The 18275-nt window shown below is 59.0% G+C and carries 17 protein-coding genes; 3 read left to right on the forward strand and 14 right to left on the reverse strand.

Annotated features, from left to right (window positions below):
- Positions 1 to 26: 26 nt before the first annotated feature.
- The 11 genes from HHL24_RS45205 to HHL24_RS35870 form a co-directional block, all read right to left on the reverse strand.
- Entirely contained in the window at positions 27 to 668 is a 642-nt protein-coding gene (locus HHL24_RS45205) for a chorismate--pyruvate lyase family protein (RefSeq protein WP_407947547.1), read from the reverse strand.
- Positions 669 to 725: 57 nt separating this feature from the next.
- Positions 726 to 2207, reverse strand: a complete 1482-nt coding sequence (gene gabD / locus HHL24_RS35820; RefSeq protein ID WP_169490004.1) for an NADP-dependent succinate-semialdehyde dehydrogenase — start codon at positions 2205 to 2207, stop codon at positions 726 to 728.
- 25 nt (positions 2208 to 2232) lie between these two features.
- Positions 2233 to 3813 carry a class I adenylate-forming enzyme family protein gene (locus HHL24_RS35825; protein ID WP_169490005.1) on the reverse strand — a complete coding sequence of 527 codons (1581 nt, stop codon included), beginning with the start codon at positions 3811 to 3813 and terminating at the stop codon, positions 2233 to 2235.
- Between the two features lie 81 nt (positions 3814 to 3894).
- Positions 3895 to 4647 carry an SDR family NAD(P)-dependent oxidoreductase gene (locus HHL24_RS35830; protein ID WP_169490006.1) on the reverse strand — a complete coding sequence of 251 codons (753 nt, stop codon included), beginning with the start codon at positions 4645 to 4647 and terminating at the stop codon, positions 3895 to 3897.
- Positions 4648 to 7074: a xanthine dehydrogenase family protein molybdopterin-binding subunit gene (locus tag HHL24_RS35835; RefSeq protein WP_268966767.1), complete on the reverse strand. Its 2427-nt coding sequence runs from the start codon at positions 7072 to 7074 to the stop codon at positions 4648 to 4650.
- Positions 7067 to 7828, reverse strand: coding sequence for an N-acyl homoserine lactonase family protein (locus HHL24_RS35840; protein WP_169490007.1), 762 nt, complete (start codon positions 7826 to 7828; stop codon positions 7067 to 7069). Before HHL24_RS35840 ends, HHL24_RS35835 begins: the two co-directional genes overlap by 8 nt.
- Positions 7825 to 8361 carry a (2Fe-2S)-binding protein gene (locus HHL24_RS35845; RefSeq protein ID WP_169490008.1) on the reverse strand — a complete coding sequence of 179 codons (537 nt, stop codon included), beginning with the start codon at positions 8359 to 8361 and terminating at the stop codon, positions 7825 to 7827. Before HHL24_RS35845 ends, HHL24_RS35840 begins: the two co-directional genes overlap by 4 nt.
- The gene (locus HHL24_RS35850; RefSeq protein WP_169490009.1) at positions 8358 to 9236 is read right to left on the reverse strand and encodes an FAD binding domain-containing protein; all 879 of its coding nucleotides are present in this window, start codon (positions 9234 to 9236) and stop codon (positions 8358 to 8360) included. The genes HHL24_RS35845 and HHL24_RS35850 overlap by 4 nt, the downstream gene beginning before the upstream one ends.
- An 11-nt stretch (positions 9237 to 9247) precedes the next feature.
- A complete protein-coding gene (locus HHL24_RS43700; protein WP_206003169.1) occupies positions 9248 to 10840 on the reverse strand; it encodes an enoyl-CoA hydratase-related protein in 1593 nt (530 codons plus the stop codon).
- Positions 10841 to 10890: 50 nt separating this feature from the next.
- A complete protein-coding gene (locus HHL24_RS35865; RefSeq protein ID WP_169490010.1) occupies positions 10891 to 11328 on the reverse strand; it encodes an acyl-CoA thioesterase in 438 nt (145 codons plus the stop codon).
- The gene (locus HHL24_RS35870; RefSeq protein ID WP_169490011.1) at positions 11325 to 12476 is read right to left on the reverse strand and encodes an iron-containing alcohol dehydrogenase; all 1152 of its coding nucleotides are present in this window, start codon (positions 12474 to 12476) and stop codon (positions 11325 to 11327) included. The genes HHL24_RS35865 and HHL24_RS35870 overlap by 4 nt, the downstream gene beginning before the upstream one ends.
- A gap of 454 nt (positions 12477 to 12930) precedes the next feature.
- Here HHL24_RS35870 and HHL24_RS35875 point away from each other — a divergent pair, with 454 nt between their 5' ends.
- The gene (locus HHL24_RS35875) at positions 12931 to 13260 is read left to right on the forward strand and encodes a hypothetical protein (protein WP_169490012.1); all 330 of its coding nucleotides are present in this window, start codon (positions 12931 to 12933) and stop codon (positions 13258 to 13260) included.
- A gap of 235 nt (positions 13261 to 13495) precedes the next feature.
- On the opposite strand, the gene HHL24_RS35880 is transcribed toward HHL24_RS35875, so the two are convergent.
- Together HHL24_RS35880 and HHL24_RS35885 are read right to left on the reverse strand one after the other, a co-directional pair.
- Positions 13496 to 14503: a winged helix-turn-helix transcriptional regulator gene (locus HHL24_RS35880; protein ID WP_169490013.1), complete on the reverse strand. Its 1008-nt coding sequence runs from the start codon at positions 14501 to 14503 to the stop codon at positions 13496 to 13498.
- Between the two features lie 53 nt (positions 14504 to 14556).
- Positions 14557 to 15555: an XdhC family protein gene (locus tag HHL24_RS35885; protein ID WP_169490014.1), complete on the reverse strand. Its 999-nt coding sequence runs from the start codon at positions 15553 to 15555 to the stop codon at positions 14557 to 14559.
- A 64-nt stretch (positions 15556 to 15619) separates the two neighbouring features.
- On the opposite strand from HHL24_RS35885, the gene HHL24_RS35890 reads away from it, so the two are divergent.
- Positions 15620 to 16600: a helix-turn-helix transcriptional regulator gene (locus HHL24_RS35890; RefSeq protein WP_169490015.1), complete on the forward strand. Its 981-nt coding sequence runs from the start codon at positions 15620 to 15622 to the stop codon at positions 16598 to 16600.
- A 272-nt stretch (positions 16601 to 16872) separates the two neighbouring features.
- Here HHL24_RS35890 and HHL24_RS35895 read toward each other — a convergent pair whose 3' ends face one another.
- Entirely contained in the window at positions 16873 to 17169 is a 297-nt protein-coding gene (locus HHL24_RS35895; protein ID WP_169490016.1) for a hypothetical protein, read from the reverse strand.
- 614 nt (positions 17170 to 17783) lie between these two features.
- Between HHL24_RS35895 and HHL24_RS35900 the strand changes: the two genes are divergently transcribed.
- On the forward strand, positions 17784 to 18155 hold the full coding sequence (locus HHL24_RS35900; protein ID WP_169490017.1) for a YciI family protein: 372 nt from the start codon (positions 17784 to 17786) through the stop codon (positions 18153 to 18155).
- Positions 18156 to 18275: the final 120 nt, after the last annotated feature.

Below are 18275 nucleotides of genomic sequence, written 5' to 3' on the forward strand. Positions count from 1 at the left end.
TACTTTTTTATGAACCACTCCAAAATCTAAAAGTGCGAGCCTTGAGATCTTGTCGCTTGTATAACGTGTCGCTTCTGGTCAATCATCGACCATAATGCTGGCAGGAAGATCTCCGTCAGAACAAGCGGCGCCCGTCCTCGGCGAAATTCCGAAACCCGCGCCCATGCCCGGCCACACTGGTTGACATCGTCGACGAATTCGCGATCAACAAATGGCGTAGCAGCCAAGGGAAAAGACGCGTAAGCGAATCTCGAACGGCTGATTGCTGGGTCGTTATAAAGGAGGCTGCCAAGGGGACGCGCGGCAAGTGTTCGAAGTGATTTCCAACTGGCGCGACTATCGCGCGCCGACACGATGCTGCGCGCCGCAACCACAGCCACTGCACCTACAGTGAGAGTGATGTCGCGCACCCAGACCGGAGATCCGTGCCCAGCACGTTGGTAGGAGCTTCTCCGTGCGGCCATATGCTCGTATCGTAGTCTCATGTCACCGGCACGCCGACAGACAATACCCTCGAAATTGACCTGTACCTCAACCTTACCCAGTGTTTGAAGCGCCCGAGTAAGAGAACCGCCTCGACGCAGCCACTGCGTCCACATTCTAGGCGCAGAAGCTGGCGGCTCGGACCGCCAACGTCCGCCGCGGGGTACAGCGGTAATTGGTCGCATTGTTCATTCGGACGGCAGGGCACGCGCCTGTCAACCAGGCGCGTCTCAACTCAGTGGTCAGGCGATACCGCCCATACAGAGATATTTCACTTCCATATAGTCTTCGATACCGTACTTCGATCCCTCTCGACCGAGACCACTCTCTTTTACACCGCCGAACGGCGCGACTTCCGTCGAAATCAGGCCCTCGTTGATGCCGACGATGCCGTATTCCAATGCTTCGGCTACCTTCCAGATGCGGCCGATATCACGTCCGTAGAAATATGATGCGAGGCCGAACTCAGTATCATTCGCTAGCGCGATGGCTTCCTCATCCGTTTTGAACCGGAAGATCGGCGCCACCGGGCCAAATGTCTCTTCGCGGAAAATCTGCATATTAGGCGTCGCATCAGCAAGAACGGTAGGCTCATAGAAGTTGCCCCCTTTCGAGTGGCGCCGTCCGCCGACCACTACTCTTGCTCCTTTGGCCACGGCGTCCGTTACATGCTCATGGACTTTGGCGACCGCGTTGTCATCGATGAGCGGCCCAATCAAGGTCGTCTGCTCCAGACCGTCGCCAACACTCAGCTTCTCCACCTCTGCGACCAGCTTCTGGACAAATTTTTCGTAGACGCCGTCCTGGACTAACAGGCGATTCGCACAAACACAGGTCTGGCCCGCGTTGCGGTACTTCGAGGCGATCGCTCCTTTGACAGCAGCGTCCAGGTCAGCATCGTCGAACACGATGAACGGTGCGTTACCACCCAGTTCCATGGAAGCTTTCTTGACCGTAGCAGCGCACTGCGCCAGCAGCACCTTGCCGATTTCCGTCGAGCCGGTAAACGACATTTTGCGGACCGTGGGGTTGGAAGTCAGCTCTCCACCGATGGCGGATGCCGCGCCCGTAACGCAGGAGATGACGCCCTTCGGCACGCCTGCGCGCTCAGCGAGCACACATAGCGCAAGCGCCGAGAACGGCGTCTGGCTAGCCGGCTTCAACACCATCGTGCAACCGGCGGCGAGCGCCGGGCCGAGCTTGCGCGTCAGCATGGCTGCGGGGAAATTCCATGGCGTGATTGCCGCACAGACGCCAATCGGCTGCTTGAGAACGATAATGCGCTTGTCGCGGCCATGGCCCGGAATAGTGTCACCGTAGACGCGCTTGGCCTCCTCCGCAAACCACTCCAGGAACGAGGCCGCATATGCGATCTCGCCACGACTTTCGGTCAGCGGCTTGCCCTGCTCGGCCGTCATGATGACGGCGAGATCCTCTTTGTGCTCGAGCATGAGATCGTGCCAGCGACGAAGAATCGCTGCGCGCTCTTTTCCTGTGTGCGCACTCCAGTCTTTGAGTGCGTCGTTTGCCGCTGCTATGGCGCGCCGCGTTTCCTCCGCCCCCATACGGGGGACCGTACCAAGCGAATCTCCGTTCGCAGGGTTCGTGACTTCGATCGTTTCACCACTGTCAGCGTCAAGCCATTCGCCGCCGATCAGGCACTTGTTTCTGACGAGACCGATATCCTTAATCGGTACGGAGACCGCGAAATTGTTGTTTGCCATGGACTTCCCCATCCTATGAATCAGATTAACTAGATGCCTGAGTCGTGGGCGCAATCACAACCACTTCAAGCGCCTCACGCAACTTGTAGCGCATCACTTTGCCTGAGCCGGTGCGCGGAATTTCAGCAACGATGTGCACCGCGTGCGGCACCTTGTACGCCGACAATTGCGTCCTGCAGTGCGCAAGCAACGCCTCCACGTCCACCGTTTCGCCCTCCCGCTGGACGATAAAAACGACTGGCACTTCTCCGAGGTGCTCATGCGGCGACCCTGTGACCGCACAGTCCAGCACCCCGTCAAACACCGAAACGAGTTGTTCAATTTCCGCAGGCGCAATGTTTTGTCCGCCACGGATAATCACTTCCTTCAATCGGCCCGTGATCGTGATGTAACCAGATGCGTCAAAGCGAGCAAGATCTCCGGTGTGGTACCACCCGTTCCGAAGTGCAGCATCAGTCTCAGCCGGTTTGTTGAGATAACCCTTCATTACATTTGGGCCCCGCACCAGCAACTCACCCTCCTCACCCACGTTGACGTCACGCATACCAACCGGCTCAACAATGCGGGTTGCCACGCCTGGCAGCGGCAGACCACACGATCCGTAAGGACGAGTGCCTGTCGGCCAATTCATGGTGACCATCGTGGACGTCTCGGTAATTCCGTAGCCGTCCAGAAGCTTCACGCCAAACCGCTCCTCGAATGCCCGATTGGTAGCCGCTGGCAGGATTGCTCCGGCTGACACGCAGAGACGGATGCCGGGAAGCACGTTTGCAGTGCTGGTCTGCGCACCCTCCAGCAGGTAATGAAACATGGTCGGTACCCCGGGCATTACGGAAAAGTCGCCGTTCGCGAGGAGCTTTGGAATTTCCCTGGAGGAATACCTATCCATCAAATATTCCGATGCACCCACCGCAAGTACGCTAAGCACTGCAAAATTAAGAGCGTACGAATGATAAAGCGGCAGGCAGCTCAATACGCGATCGTTTTGATTCAGACCGGCGATTGGCGCCCAACAGGACGCGGTAACCCACAGCATGCTACGGGTTGAGAGCAGCACGCCCTTCGCCTTTCCTGTAGTGCCGGAGGTATAGACCACAAACGCGGGCAGGTCGAGCGTATCTGCGTCCGCCGGGATACCCTGCGCCCTTTCTTCGACTACTTTTCTGTACTCCGTGCCAACTACAGGCGCTGAGCTCCACTGGACTGTGACGTATTCCTTGAGCGACGGAATACCATCGCCAAGCTTTCGGACTTCTAGCTCTCTCGAATCGCTCGTCACGACGGCTACGCATGATGCGTCCGTCAGCCTGTACTCAATTTCAGGCATGGTCGCCTCGTGACTGAGCGGTACAGCGATGCCGCCCGCCCGCACGATAGCCAGACAACTTACAACCCATTCAACCGAATTGGGCAGCAGGACGGCTACGCGATCTCCCGGCTCTACGCCTGAGGCCTGAAAATGCACCGCGAGTCGAGCGGTGACTTCCTCGAGCTGCCGGTACGTCAGGGACGACCTTTCGTCCTCGAATGAGATTTTATCGGGCCGTTCTTCGGCGTGCCGCTTGAGTAATTCGTGAACCGGTACGATGAGTTCTGTTTGAATCATGGCTGTCTCCTAAGCGATGTAGCCAACGACGATGTCGCAAGGCAAGCATCCCCTGTCCTGATGAGTTTGGTGGCGCGGACTTCAGACCATGCTGAAGCCGCCGCTGATGCTAATCACCTGGCCCGTAATCCAACTGCCCTTGTCGGACGCAAGAAGCACAGCCATTGGTGCCACATCTCCCGGCTGCCCCAGCCGACGCAAGGGGTACAGCCTGGTGAGTTTTTCGCGGTTAGCTTCGAGAAATTCGGGGTCGTGCGCCGTCTCGATCAGACCCAACGCGAGCGCATTGGCGGTCGTTCCCGAACGGGTTTCACGCGCAATCGATTTCATCAAGGCGATATTGGCGGCACGCGCTGCAGCCCCAATAGCCAGCCCTGACTCGCCGACCCGCGACGAGTCGCCCATGATGCTAATAATCCGACCACTGCCTTTCTGGGCTTCCAGATGGGGCAGCGCCGCGTGGGTGCAGTTCAAGGTGCCGTACAGGCACACGTCGATCTGCCTGCGCCATTCCTCAGGCGTGCTGTCGGCAAACCGCTTGCGAATGACAAGGCCGGCATTGTTCACGAGGATGTTGAGACCGCCGAACGTCTCTACGGTCTGCGCCACCATCGCGTCTACTGCACGGCGGTCGGAGATGTCACAGCCAATGGCTAGAGCCTTACCGCCCGCAGCTTTGATTTCTGCAACGACCGATTCGGCCCCCACCCGGGAACCGTGATAATTCACTACGACGCTCGCGCCTTCGGCAGCGAGTCCAAGCGCGATTTCTCTTCCGACGTCGCGAGCGCCACCTGTGATGAGCGCAACCTTCTCGTCCAGTTCGAACTTCATTTAATTCTCCTCTTTGCGTTTAAGCGATGTTGATTGGATAAGCTGGAAGATGCGCTCCGGCGTGACGGGCAGCTCGCTAATTTCAATGCCTAGCGGTGAAAGCGCGTCGGCTACCGCGTTGGCAATCGCCGCTGGGGAACCGATGGTTCCGCCCTCTCCCATTCCGCGGAACCCGCCGAGCGTATTCGGCGCTTCGGTATGCAGGTGAACCATCTCCAGTTCTGGAACCTCAGGCGCAGACGGCAGCAGGTAATCCACCATGCTCGCGGTAAGCAACTGACCGTCTGCGTCGTACACGACCTCCTCGAGCAGCGCGGCGCCGACTCCCTGCGCAAGCGCACCCCGCGTCTGGCCTGCGACGATGAGCGGATTGATAATTCGGCCGCAGTCTTCGGCAATGACATATCGCTGAATGTGCACCGCGTAAGTCTGCGGGTCGACCTCAACCTGCACGAGGTGAGTGGCCGAACTGGTCGTGCCGACGACGGGGTCGTAGACACGCGTGACACACATTTCTTCGCGTACATCGCCCGGGACCCTTCCCATCTGCGAGTACAGCGCACGGGCAAGCTCCGGAAAAGTGATCCGTCCGTCCCCTCCCTGCACACGAATCGAACTGTCGACGCATTCGAGATACTCGACAGGGCTATCGAGTAAGTGAGCAGCGACCCGCAGCATGCGCTCGCGAAGCTCGCGCGCGGCCAATATCCCCGCCCCGCTGCTGATGACTGCAGTGCGGCTGGCATAACTACCCGTACCGTGTGGCACTGTCGAGCTGTTGCCCGTAATAACGCGAAGGTCTTCGAGGCGTGCGCCGAGCTCATCGGCGAGTACTTGCCCAAGTGTGGTTTCATGGCCCTGGCCATGAGAGGCACAACCAAACGAAGCAGTAATTGAGCCCGTCGAATCGAGCTGGATGACACACGTGTCGGTTCCCGTGTTGATTGGCATCCCGGGCGATGCTGAGATACGCGATCCGATTCCAGAGAGTTCCGCATAACAGGCAACGCCAATGCCGATCCATCGGCCTTCTGCGCGCGCCCTCGCCTGCGCTTCGCGGGCGGCGTTGTAGTCAAAACGCTCCATCGCGCCTTCGAGACCGCCCATGAAAGCAGACCTGTCCCACACGATGCCGACCGGCGTACGGTACGGAAACTCCTCGTCCCGGACCAGGTTACGACGGCGAATTTCAGCTGGGTCAAGACCTAGCTGTTTAGCGGCCATATCCATGAGGCGTTCCATCGCGAAGGTGGAAGTCGGTCTGCCAACGCCGCGATAAGGCCCGGTAGGCGCCTTCGGCGTGGTAACTCCCCTGACATGGCCGTGATATGCGGGCACGCGATATGGGCCCGGCAGAAAGCTGATTACCTGTACCGGCTCGATCCCGCAGGTCCACGGGTAAATGGAATACGCGCCCACATCACCAACCACGTCGGCACGCAGACCCAGGATCTGACCATGAGCGTCAAGCGACAACTCCGCAGTCACCAGTTCATCGAATGCCTGACTGGTGGAAAGCAGATCCTCGAGGCGGTCGCCAGTCCACTTCACGTTTTCGCCGATTTTCCGCGCAAGAACGCATACGAGCATTTCCTCCTGGTAAAGCGACGTTTTGCCACCAAAGCCTCCGCCGACGTCGGGTGCTATCGTTGTGAGGCGGTTACCTGGCATGTCAAGCAGGTCGGCCAGGGCATCGCGGATGATGCCCGGCACCTGACTGGATGTGTATAAAGTGAGCGCGTCTCGCCCTGCGTCAACCTCGGCGAGATAGCAGCGGGGCTCCATGGCTGCCGATGTCTTCCTGTGAAAACGGAACCGGCCCCCGACCAGAACAGGAGGATTAATAAACGCCTGTTCGATCTCACCGCGAACAAAGCTGCGTTCGACGAGGACGTTGCTTGCGAATCCATCGTGCAGCAGCGGAGCATCCTCCAATGCTGCGGCCTCCGCATCTGTGCAGACCGGTAGAGGTTCGTATTCCACCTCGATAGCGTCCCGCGCGTCCTCCGCGAGATAACGGCTCTCCGCCAGGATCGCAACGACAGGCTCACCAACGAAATGCACTTTCCCATTCGCTAGCGCATGGATTGGCGTCGGCTGATAGCCACTCATACGGGATACAGCGAGCGCCGGCTTGATAAGCCGCTCGATGTCTTGCCACGTGTAGACGCCGTAGACCCCGCGCATCCCTCTGGCAGCGTCCGCGCGTATTGCCACGATTCGTGCATGCGGCTGGTCACTTCGCAGGATAGCCATATGCAAAGCGTGACCACTCGGGCGGTCATCGACATACCGACCCCGTCCAGTCAGGAGTCGGGCGTCTTCAACACGCCTGACGGGCTGCCCGACTAACTTGTCGCGGGTCCTCTCGCGCACATCTGAATCCGGCGAAGCGGGTTGGGCCCACCGATCGTTACGCTCACTCATATCGATCTTCCCCCTTACGCATTTCCTCCCATTGGTCCGGGTCATGGCCAAATATGACCTTTGCTCCAGACGCGGCAATACGTTGGACTTCGCGTAGTGACGCCATCGCCAGGTCAGGGTTCCACGTGTTGCGCGGCATCACCTCGCGGTCCAGATTGGGTCTCATGGCAACTGCGTCTGCAGCGAGCAGGAAACTGCCATCCCGGCTCAGCGTCGCGACCGCGCCAACGCTTCCCGGTGTGTGTCCGGGCAGAGGTACCAGGACTAACCTCCCGTCGCCAAAAACGTCATGCTCACCGTCAATGGCTTCGGTCGGCATGGGATGCTCCCAGTCGGCCGGGATGTACCCTTTCTGCACGGCGTCTGGACCCTGCGCGGCCTCCAATTCCTTGTAGTGACAGAAGAACGTGGCGCGCTTGAAAAACCCGTTGCATCCACAATGGTCAGAGTGCAGGTGCGAGTTGACCACGATGTCAATGTTATCCGGCACTAGTCCTAGCGTTGCCAGCTGTGAAACAACGTTGTCCTCGGGACCGCTCAAAGGCATCATCGCCTTGGCCATCGCACCCCAACGGCCAGTCGCATCTACCGCGGTATCCGGATGGCATCCGGTGTCGAAAAGGACGTTGCCCTGTGCATGACGCAACAGTACGCAGGAAACCGGCAAATCGATTGTCTCGGTGCGCTCCGCTTCCGGTAGATAAACGCTCTTGCGCATACGCAGTCGACCACCGTTGAGAATATGCATTTTCATGGTGTATCGTCCTTGCTGATTTTCTGGCTTCCTGCAGCATCGCGAAGAGCGTTTCGTCCGGTCACGCAGACGCGAACCGCCTCAACGATGCCTTGATAGCCCGTACAGCGACAGAGATTCCCCGAGAGAACGTCCCTGATCTCTTCATCGCTATCGAGCGGATATTTTTGCAACGCATCTGCACAGCTGGCCAGCATGCCTGGCGTACAGAAACCGCATTGCAAGCCGTGATGCTCCCGAAAAGCTTCCTGCAAAGGACTGAGCGCGTCGATGGTGCCCATACTCTCGACCGTGCGGACTTCACAACCATTTGCACGGATCGCGAGCATCAGGCACGAGCGCACGCTGTCGCCGTCAACCATCACCGTGCATGCACCGCAAACGCCGTGCTCGCAGCCAACGTGGGTTCCCGTCAGCCCAAGCGTGTGCCGCAGATAATCGGACAGTAGAAGACGTGGTTCGACATCATCCTCGTGGACCTTCCCATTGACCAGGACCCACAGAGGTTTGAGAGGGATTTCAGTATCACTCATTGAGCGACTCCTGCGGCGCGCTGCCACGCTTTGCGTGTTACACGCTCCATCAATACGCCGGCAAGATGACGGCGGAATTCAGGCGAAGCATGCAGATCGGTATTCGGTTGCAGCGAATCGCAGGCTGCATGGACGGCATCGGCCATCACCTCGTCGGAGAGCACTTTCCCAGTCAGTACTGCTTCGGCTTCGGGACGGCGCATCGGCGTATCACCGACACCCATCATCGCGACGCGGGCCTCGCGGATCTCACCGCCCTGCACATTGAGTAACACGCCAACAGCTGCAAGCGCGAAGTCGCCTGCGCGCCGCGCAAACTCCTGGAAGCACCATCCCATGCCAGCGGGCAATCCCGGGAGTTCGACACGGACGACAATTTCGTCATCGTCCAGGGCAGTCGTCAGCGGTGCGACAAAGAATTCGGATGCCGGGATTTCCCGTTCGCCCCGAACCGAACGAGCAACGATCACAGCGTCGAGAAGACGGCTCAGCATCGGCAGTTCTGCGGCCGGATCAGCATGCGACAGACTTCCGCCGATCGTGCCGCGGTTGCGAATCGCGAGATGGGCAACGTTGTGCATCGTCTCCGGAATCACAGGAAATCGGCTTGCGACCAACGCCGAAGTTTCAAGCACTCGATGCCGCGTCAGAGCGCCGATCGTGAGTCCGCCATCGCTGCGTTCGCGGACGTACTCGAGTTCTAGCAGCCTGCTGATATCGATGATGAGTGCCGGCCGCATGACCCTGAAGTTCAACATTGGCGTCAAACTCTGACCACCTGCCATCAGCTTGGCATCATCGACGTTAGCTGCAAGCACCTCAACAGCGTCGTCGATGGTGTCGGGACAACAGTAATCAAAAGGAGCAGGTTTCATAGTGATCCCGTCTAGCGGCCCTGAAACTTTGGCGAACGCTTTTCACCGAACGCAGCGCGCCCTTCGCGGTAATCTTCGCTGGCAGCTGCGGCGGCAATGAGTGCCTCAGATCTGACCAGATCGAGAGCGCCCGTCCCCATCGCCATCCCGTTGAGAAGGTACTTGGCACCTGCCATGGTCAGTGGCGCATTGCCCGCCAGCGATGTGGCAAAAGCACGGGCCTCGGCCATTGGGTCACTTTTGGCAACCTGCTGCTTCGCGCCGATAAGGCGCTCCCAAAAAGACCGGCCTGAAGCAACCACGCCAAGGCCGGCGACCTGATCTACGAAACCGATTCTCAGGGCGTGGGTGGCGTCAAACCGTTGGCCGCCATACAGAATCTTCTTTGCTTCGGAGAGCCCGACGAGAGATAGCAGCTTGCGCGTTCCCTTCACGCCGTAAATGATCGACAGACGCGCAGCGGGTATTCCCATCATTGCGTCCTGACCCGCAAAACGGAAATCGCAGGACATGGCCAGATGGGCTCCCCCTCCCAGGCAGTAGCCCCGCAGTACTGCGACCGTCGGCTTCGATATGTTTACGATGGCATCACAACAGGCGTCAACGGCGACTTCATACGTCGTCGCCTGCGCGACGTCAGCGCGGACCTGTTCGAATTCGGCGATGTCGGCCCCGGCACAAAAGTCCGCGCCTGCGCCAGTTAGAATCACGGCGCGCACTTCCGGGTTGCGGTCGAGTGCGGCCATGATCGACGGCATCGCAAGCCACATCCCGTAAGTCATGGCATTTCGGCTGCCAGGACGGTTCAGCGTGACCACGGCGACCTGATCCGAAATCCAGACCTTGATCTTTTCTGAAGTCAACACGTCCATCACCTCAGCCTGCGCTTCTGCGGCCGGCACTTGTGACACGGGCGTTAGTACCGGCGCAGGCTGCGCAGGAATATCCCGCGGTGCCGCAGCACGCTCGGGCACGGTTGGCGTTGGCGCCGCCTCCAGTGTCGATGCTTTCGCGTTGGCTGCAGCAGGTGCAGCAGCGGCTGCGGGCGTAGCTGCTGGGGCCTCCACGGTCGCGACTTCGGCTACCGGGACCGAGAGTTCCTGCATGAAAGCGTGCATGCCAGCCGGTTGTGCAGCAGAGAGCGAAGTGGAGTCTGACGCGCGGCCATCCACCTGCTTGCGGAACAGTTCAAAGAAGTCATCGGCGGATTTACGTGCCGCAGCATCAATCATGCGGGAGCCGAGTTGCGCCAGCTTGCCGCCGACGTTTGCCTTCACGCCGTAACGCAGGAGTGTCACCGTCGGCTCAAGAGCGTCAAGCGACACCTCAATATCGGCACGTGCGAAGCCCGCCGCACCGCCTGAACCTTCCCCAGTCAACGTATAGCTACGCGGCGGGGCAATATTCGAGAGGCTGACTTTGCCAGCGAATCGCGCTTTGATCGGCCCGACCCTGGATACGACCGTTGCTGTGAACTCATTCTTAGCTGTGCTTTCGAGGGATTCGCACCCTGGAATACTCGCTTGCAGGACCGCGGGATCATTCAGCGCTTCCCACACGACTTCGCGCGCAGCCTCCAGCCTCGCTTCGCCGACCATTTCCATTATTGACTCCTCCGTCTCACAGTATGTTTTGCGCTTGCGATGAACTGGGCTTATGCGGCTATCGATTCCAGAACAGCACGCACGGCCTCCGGAATGGGCACGGAGCGATTGTTTGCGCGCTCCACATAGACGTGCACAAACTGGCCAACCGCGCAGGCCTCGTGGGACTCGTTGCGGAACAGCGCAATTTCATATCGAACGCTTGAGTTACCAAGGTGTATCACCTTTAGGCCAATGTGGACGGTGTCTGGAAACGCTACTGAAGAGAAAAACGTACATTTCGTTTCGATAACGAGGCCAACGATTTTGTTGTTAGCGATATCGAGAACGCCTTGCTCGATCAGATGGCGGTTCACAGCGGTGTCGAAGAACGCGTAATAGACGACGTTGTTCACGTGGCCGTACACGTCGTTATCCCCCCAGCGCGTCGGCAATATCGTGAAGTGACGGTATGCCTCCCGACGCGTCGGCCTGGCCTTTTCGCTCACAAGACCTCCTCGTAGATCGCCTTGGCATCTTCGATGGCAATTTCTCTCGGATTGTTTACGAGGAGACGCGTCTGACGCATCGCATCTTCGGCCAATGCCGTAATGTCGGCGGCCGCAATGCCGACGTCCCGGAGGCGGGTCGGCAACGCCAATTCTGTCGGTAAAGCCGCGAGACGCTCGACGAGTGCCTGAGCCTTTTGAGCCTGGGTTCCCTGGACATTCAGAATCACCACAGGCGCCAGTTCTGCGTAAAGCGACTCCGCAGCTTCCAGGTTGAAGCGCATGACCGCGGGCAGAACAAGAGAATTCGACAAGCCGTGTGGCACGTGAAACCGGGCGCCGACCGGATATGCGAGCGCGTGAACGCCGGCAACCGGAGCATTGGCAAACGCCAAGCCCGCGAGCATCGCCCCCAGCAGCATCCCCTGACGCGCCTCGCAGTTCGTTCCATTGGAACAGGCTTCGTGAATATTCAAGCTGAGCAGGCGCAGGGCCTCTCGGGCCAGGCAATCTGAGACAGGATTTTTCAAACGCTTGCTCGTGTATGCCTCAATCGCATGCACCATCGCATCAATGCCAGTAGCAGCCGTCACAGCTGCGGGAAGACCCAGCGTCAGTTCGGCGTCCAGCACGGCAACGTCGGGTAAAAGAACGGGGGACACGACACCTTTCTTCTCGCCCTCACCTGTCGTGACGATGGAAATAGGCGTCACCTCCGACCCTGTGCCAGCGGTTGTCGGCACCAGAATGAGTGGCAACCGGGGACCTTTCGCAACGCCGACGCCGTAGATCTCGTCGAGCTTCTCCGTCCCATGCGCCAGAAGCGCGACAAGCTTTGCTACGTCCATCGAGCTTCCGCCGCCGAGCCCAATGACGCCGTCAGCACCCGATTGGACCGCGGCATCTGTCGCTGCAAGAATCACGTGCGCGGGCGGATCCGCCTGTACGTCAGAGTAGACCGTTACCGCTATCTCTTCGGCAGCGAAGCTGCGCAGCGCCGACTTGGTCAAGCCGTTGTCCACCACACCTTTATCCGTCACCAGAAAGATATTCCGGCAGCCTAAACGCTTGGCAATCTGGCCCAAACGGGCGGAAGCGCCGGGTTCGACGACGGTGGAACGGGTCGACTGAAATTCAAAACTGGTCACGATATCTCCTTGGCCTGACGAGCGTCCCGAAACTCTCGATACGCGTGCTTGTCACTTGCGTAACTAGACTATAATTAGCCGAGGCACACTTTGCAAGCGGGTTTTCCCTCTCCCGGGAGCCGGAAGACTTGCCCCCATTTTCTGATTGCATATCCGTCTGATTACATAGCTTGCCCCCGAAACACTCGTGCAGACGGGCATTAGGGCGGGGAATGGCGTCGGAGCAGCGGCTGTCAGTAAGCCCTCGCGACGCATTGCTACTGATCATGCAAAGGTAACTTGCATTACTCGTTCAAATCGTGACACCATGGAGATGCTCGCGTGGTGAGGTTCGGCGAGCGGGAATCGAGGGGGCTTTGCCGAAAGAGCAGTATGATTGGTTCAACTCGATGGGGCGGCGGTCCGGAGAGACAGGACCGTGGCGCTTCGCCAACTCGTCTAAATGGAGACCCTTGTGAAGATCGTTATCAACAGGGAAGTAGGCGCGTTTAACTTGAGTGACGAGGCCGCGCATCGCTATCTGCGGATGAGTGGGCGGGACGGGATGGACAGTGAGTCCAGCGCAACATTGTCGCGTCAATTCGCCCACCAATATGCGCGCCGCAGCGACCCGGTATTAGTTGAAGTGGTCGAGAAGATGGGCCCCTCAGCAAGCGGAGACGATGCTTGCCTTGAAGTCGTTGACGTGCCTGCCACTGGTTGGCGCCTTCTCGACGTGTGCGGCATTGAGTGCGTCGTATCCGACGCTGGCGCACAAAGCGTGTCGACGTCGCAAACCCGCTAGCAGAAGGGCATATTGTCTGTGGATTGCGATTTTTTCGCGCGGTGTCCACGGGGCTGCGAGAAAGGCGCAGCCGACCTGCTGATTGACAACGGGGAGGAGCAGCTGTATTTGCCGCCAAGACATCGCATGCCGTGTCGACCAACTAATTTTGGAAGTGCTCACCGGCACCGAAGCGCAGGAAAGGCGCTCAATCGCCGGCCCCTCTCAGCAAGACGCGGTAGAGCAACCACCCTTCTTATGCGGCATCAAGTTCAGCCGGAAGCATATATCGCAGGACGTAGCCCATTTCTCGCGCATCCAGCTCGTTTCCACACTTGTCACAGACCACAACTGCGTGGAAATCCTGGTCGCATTCCCGGTGTCGAAGTTTGAGAGGCGGCTTACCGCCGGAGAGCCACTTATCGCCCCAGTGCATCATGATGAGCATCGGACCGTACAGCGCTCGCCCCATCTCGGTGAGGCGATACTCGTAGCGCTTCGGGCCTTCCTGATAAAGCGTCTTGTTCGCGACGCCCTGCTCCACTAGGCGCTGCAACCGGTCAGCAAGTATGTTGGTAGCGATGCCCAACCGCGTCTGGAATTCGTCGAAACGTCGAACCCCGTAAAAGAACTCGCGGATGACCAGAAAGCTCCAACGATCTCCAATGATCTGAAGAGTTCGGGCTACAGAGCACGGCCGTACCCGCTCAAGCACGGTGGGGTCGGACGCACGGCGCGAACGCTTGCGATCTTCATTCCGCGCTGATTCACCCGCGCCGACACCATCGCGATAGTGCACCTGTCGTGGATTGATCTCGCCGTGGCAATGTGAACATGCCACCCGTGGATGGCATTCACATCCGCAGGATTTGTGAACGAGCTTTAACGGGGGAAGTGCGTCGCCGCTTAGCCATTGATCCCCGAAGGCGAGGAGTCCAATCATGGTCGCGTAAAGGTCGCGTCCCTTGTCCGTCAGGCGGTACTCATGACGAGCCCCGCCCGTAGAAGGAATCTGTTTTCGCAACAACCCGAGGCCGGTGAATTTCTTCAGTCGCTCTACAAGCGTGGTCCGTGGAACCTGCAGGAGGCTCTGGAACTGCTCAAACCGTCGTACGCCAAAAAAACACTCGCGCAAGACGAGAAATCCCCACGGATCCGAAAGGATTTCAACAGTGCGCGCGACGGACGAGTAGCGCTCGACGGAAGCAAAACGGGCGTCCGAGGCGCGGTGACTGTCAGCTTCGAGTGTTGCGGGCTTCGCCATAAAAACCTATCGATACCTTCTAGATGCCGACCAGCGCAGTCCGATATTCTACTTCACGCTGCGTGGGCCGATTGAGCCGGACTTTCCCGCATCTCGTGTCCCTGCAGAACCGGTACGGAATGCCGCATTGCAGTCATCTCCGCAAGAATGGATACCGCAATCTCCGGGGGCGTTTGTGCGCCGATGTGAAGCCCGATTGGCCCTCGGAGCCTTGCAATGTGGTCGTCGCGCAGATCAAACAGGCGTAGCCGCGCGCGCCGCTTCGAATTGTTCGCGCGGGAGCCGATGGCTCCGACGTAAAACGCGCTGGAGTTCAAGGCTTCGATGAGAGCCAGATCATCCAGCTTGGGATCGTGTGTCAGTGTAACAACTGCGGTGTGCCGGTCCAGTCCAATGCGAATCAACAGATCGTCCGGCATCTCTCGAGTTATCTGTGTATGCGGGACGGGCCACTCTGATGCGTATTCATCCCGCGGGTCACACACGATGACGTCATACCCCAGGGGGACAGCCATACGCGCCACATACTCTGATAACTGACCTGCCCCTACGATTATCAGACGGTATTGAGGCCCATGAACTGTTCGCAAGCTTTGCCCGTCGAATTGGACGTCCTGAGATTTGTTGCACTCATGGACAGCGGCGCGCCCGCTGCTCATATCCAACGCGCGCCCGACAACAGCACCACGGCCCGTCAACTCCAATAGTCGCTCAAGACCGGAAGCAGGCCTGATAGGTTCGACGATCAGTTTCAATGTGCCGCCGCACGGAAGACCGAAGCGATGCGCCTCATCAGCCGATACGCCATACGTCACCTCGCAAGGCAACAATTTCGGTAACTCGCCCAATTTGACCCGAAGAATCAGATCGGCCTCGATACAGCCGCCTGATACCGACCCCTTTAGGATACCGTCGCCTCGAATGACGACCATCGACCCGACCGGTCGTGGTGCTGAACCCCAGGTCCCGATCACAGTTCCTAACGCCACAGTCTCGCCGGCCCGGTGCCACATGACCGCCGCGCTCAGGACCTCCCTATCCATACTGTCCATGATCTCCTCGCCAACGTCTCTGCGTCTGCAGTATAGTCTATTTATGCAAGTCATTGGGTGAGCGATGAAACTGATTTCTTCAACAGAGCGGAAGCTTGCCGATGGACACGAACAAGCCCACGATCGGGCGCTCGTTATGGAAACTGAAGACGGCAACGGCAGCTTCGAGGATGGGCAGGGTTGTTTCCTCCGAACCGTCGGCAGCCGGGTTCGGGCGCTGCGCGCGCAGCATGCGCTTACCAGGAGGGGCCTCGCAGAAAACGCCGGCGTATCCGAACGCTACCTGGCTAAACTGGAGGGAGGTTCGGGCAATGCATCGATCCTGGTACTCCGCAAACTTGCGGTCGCGCTTCGTTGTGAGCCGGTTGACCTCTTGGAATCAGAGGATGCAGCGGGCCAAAAGGAATGGGATGAGCTCCGATCATTGCTCCGCGGTAAAAACAGCGAAGAGCTTCGGGCGTTTTGCCAGATTCTTGAAGGTCTAGTCAACAAATCTGCGGCGGAAGACCCGCAACGGACCGAGCGGATCGCTTTGGTAGGCCTGCGAGGTGCAGGGAAATCTACCTTAGGGCGGATGCTTGCTGAAGAAAGAAAATGTTGCTTTGTAGAGCTCAGCCGCGTTGTAGTGGAAGTAGCCGGGTGTCCGGTCCCGGAAATTTATGCGCTGTACGGTGCGACAGCCTATCGGAGGTATGAGCGCAGAGCGCTCGAACACACTATCGAGAAATATCCTCGCGCAGTAATCGCAGTGCCCGGCGGCCTCGTTGGCGAAGGCGAGACTTACAACCTTGTCCTTAAGCATTGCTTCACCGTCTGGCTAACCGCCACCGCACACGATCACATGTCTCGCGTTATCGCGCAAGGCGACCTGCGGCCTATGGTCGGCTACAACGAGGCGACCGATGACCTGCGTCGTATCCTGGCATCGCGACGGGACAAGTATGCTCTGGCAGATCTTGAGCACGACACCAGCGCAAGACCCTTGGTTGAGACGTACTTGGCACTACGCGACCGGCTAGAACAACTCCAGGCGTTGTCACGGTAACTGGTCGGGCTGGTGGAGTGACGCGATGAAGACAACCATGTCGCTGCACTGAGGCGTCGCCGCACGATCCGCCAGCTGCAAAAAAAAGCCGACCGGATTAGGATCGGCACAAGATTCTGGCGACCCGGGGGCCACGCCAGAACCTGAGAGAAAATCAAGCAGCTGATCCTCATCCGCAGATCGAGGCACCGGAAATTCCGGGCTGGCGCGGGCCCCCGTGTTGACCGGCGAATGCCCGGACGTGCGCCGTACCAGGCGTATGCAACTTTTCGCTATTCGCGCGTGGCAGATCCCTGACCCAGTGCGGCGAGGATGGTATTGGTGAGTCCAAGGAGTGCCGAGTGATATTCGGCGGGCAACGGCACATCGTCCATGCATGACAGCGCATCTTCGATGCCCAGTCGAAATGACCGGGTGACCTCGGCGCGCTGCAAAGCCGTGAACTGTGGCGGCGCTGCATCCAGAAACTTCCCCAGCACCATCGCCCGTGCCCCAAGCATGCTCATGGTCTTCGTGTTGGCGGTCACGAGCCCGGCCATCTTGCCCAGTACTTGGTTAGCATTGTCCAATTGTCAGATCCGCAGTAGAAGGCGGCAGAACGCGGGACTGTGGCTACCGTGAGCAGCGTCGCGTCTGGCGGTCCCGCCCAGGCTCACCTGCGCTACGTGGCGGTGAGGTGTTTGGCCAGCTGACGACCGATCGGTACGCTGGCGGTGGTTTGTGGGTTTGCCGGTGCGACCGCGGTGTTGAGGCGCAGTGAGCGCCACACTGCGCCAACATTGGTAGTGGTCCAGTTGGTTGGGAGTGTGACTTCGCTGATGCAGGAGCAGCCGTCCGATCGCTTAATGCCGCCACTGTCAGCAATGTGCCGGGTGCTGACGCAGAACCCGGCCCGCGCCAGTGTCGGCAATGGCCGACGAATGGGCGTTCGTCCTTTACGATTGGATGGCCGGTTACGGGGTGTAGCCGACCCTTGGGCGTCTGAGCGACGCCGCGTGTGAACGGCGGCTTGTGGCCGACCTCTGCCTCACGCGATCCGCATGTGCAGCACGAGCCCGGCGGTCGGCACCGCGCGACCCCAAAGGCGGACAGTCTGGCGAGACCCGCTACAAACTTTTCAGAAGATTGTCGATTTTCGATCATCAGCTTCGTCGTCAGGTTATTCACACCCAAAGGATCTCCCATGAAATACCTCGGCTTGGCCTACTTCACCCCCGATAAATTCGCCGCGATGGCGCCAGACGACGTCAAGAAATTGGTGAGCCAGTGCCCCGCATTGGACGACAAGATGCGGGCTACCGGTAAGGTACTGATTTCCGCATCGCTTGGCGATCTGGACAACTGGAGGACGCTCCGCCCGCGCAGTGGCAAGACGCACGTCACCGATGGGCCTTATACCGAGTCGAAGGAAGTCGTGGGCGGCCTGTTCATCATCGAGGCGGATACCCATGACGAGGCGTTGCGCATCGCCTCCATTCACCCGGCGGCCACGCTGGGCGAAGAAGGTGGATGGGTCGTCGAGCTTATCCCCGTGGATTTCTACTGGGCCCGATGAGGGCTTGGACGCGTGTCTCAAATATGCGTTGGCGCTCCGTTCTTCTCAAACACCTTCACGGCTTCGTGAGTCATCGCGGCGATGCTACTTCTGGGCCGAGCGGCGACGCCTGTGATCGAC

The sequence above is a fragment of the Paraburkholderia polaris genome (genome assembly GCF_012927345.1).
GTDB classification, from domain to species: Bacteria; Pseudomonadota; Gammaproteobacteria; order Burkholderiales; family Burkholderiaceae; genus Paraburkholderia; species Paraburkholderia polaris.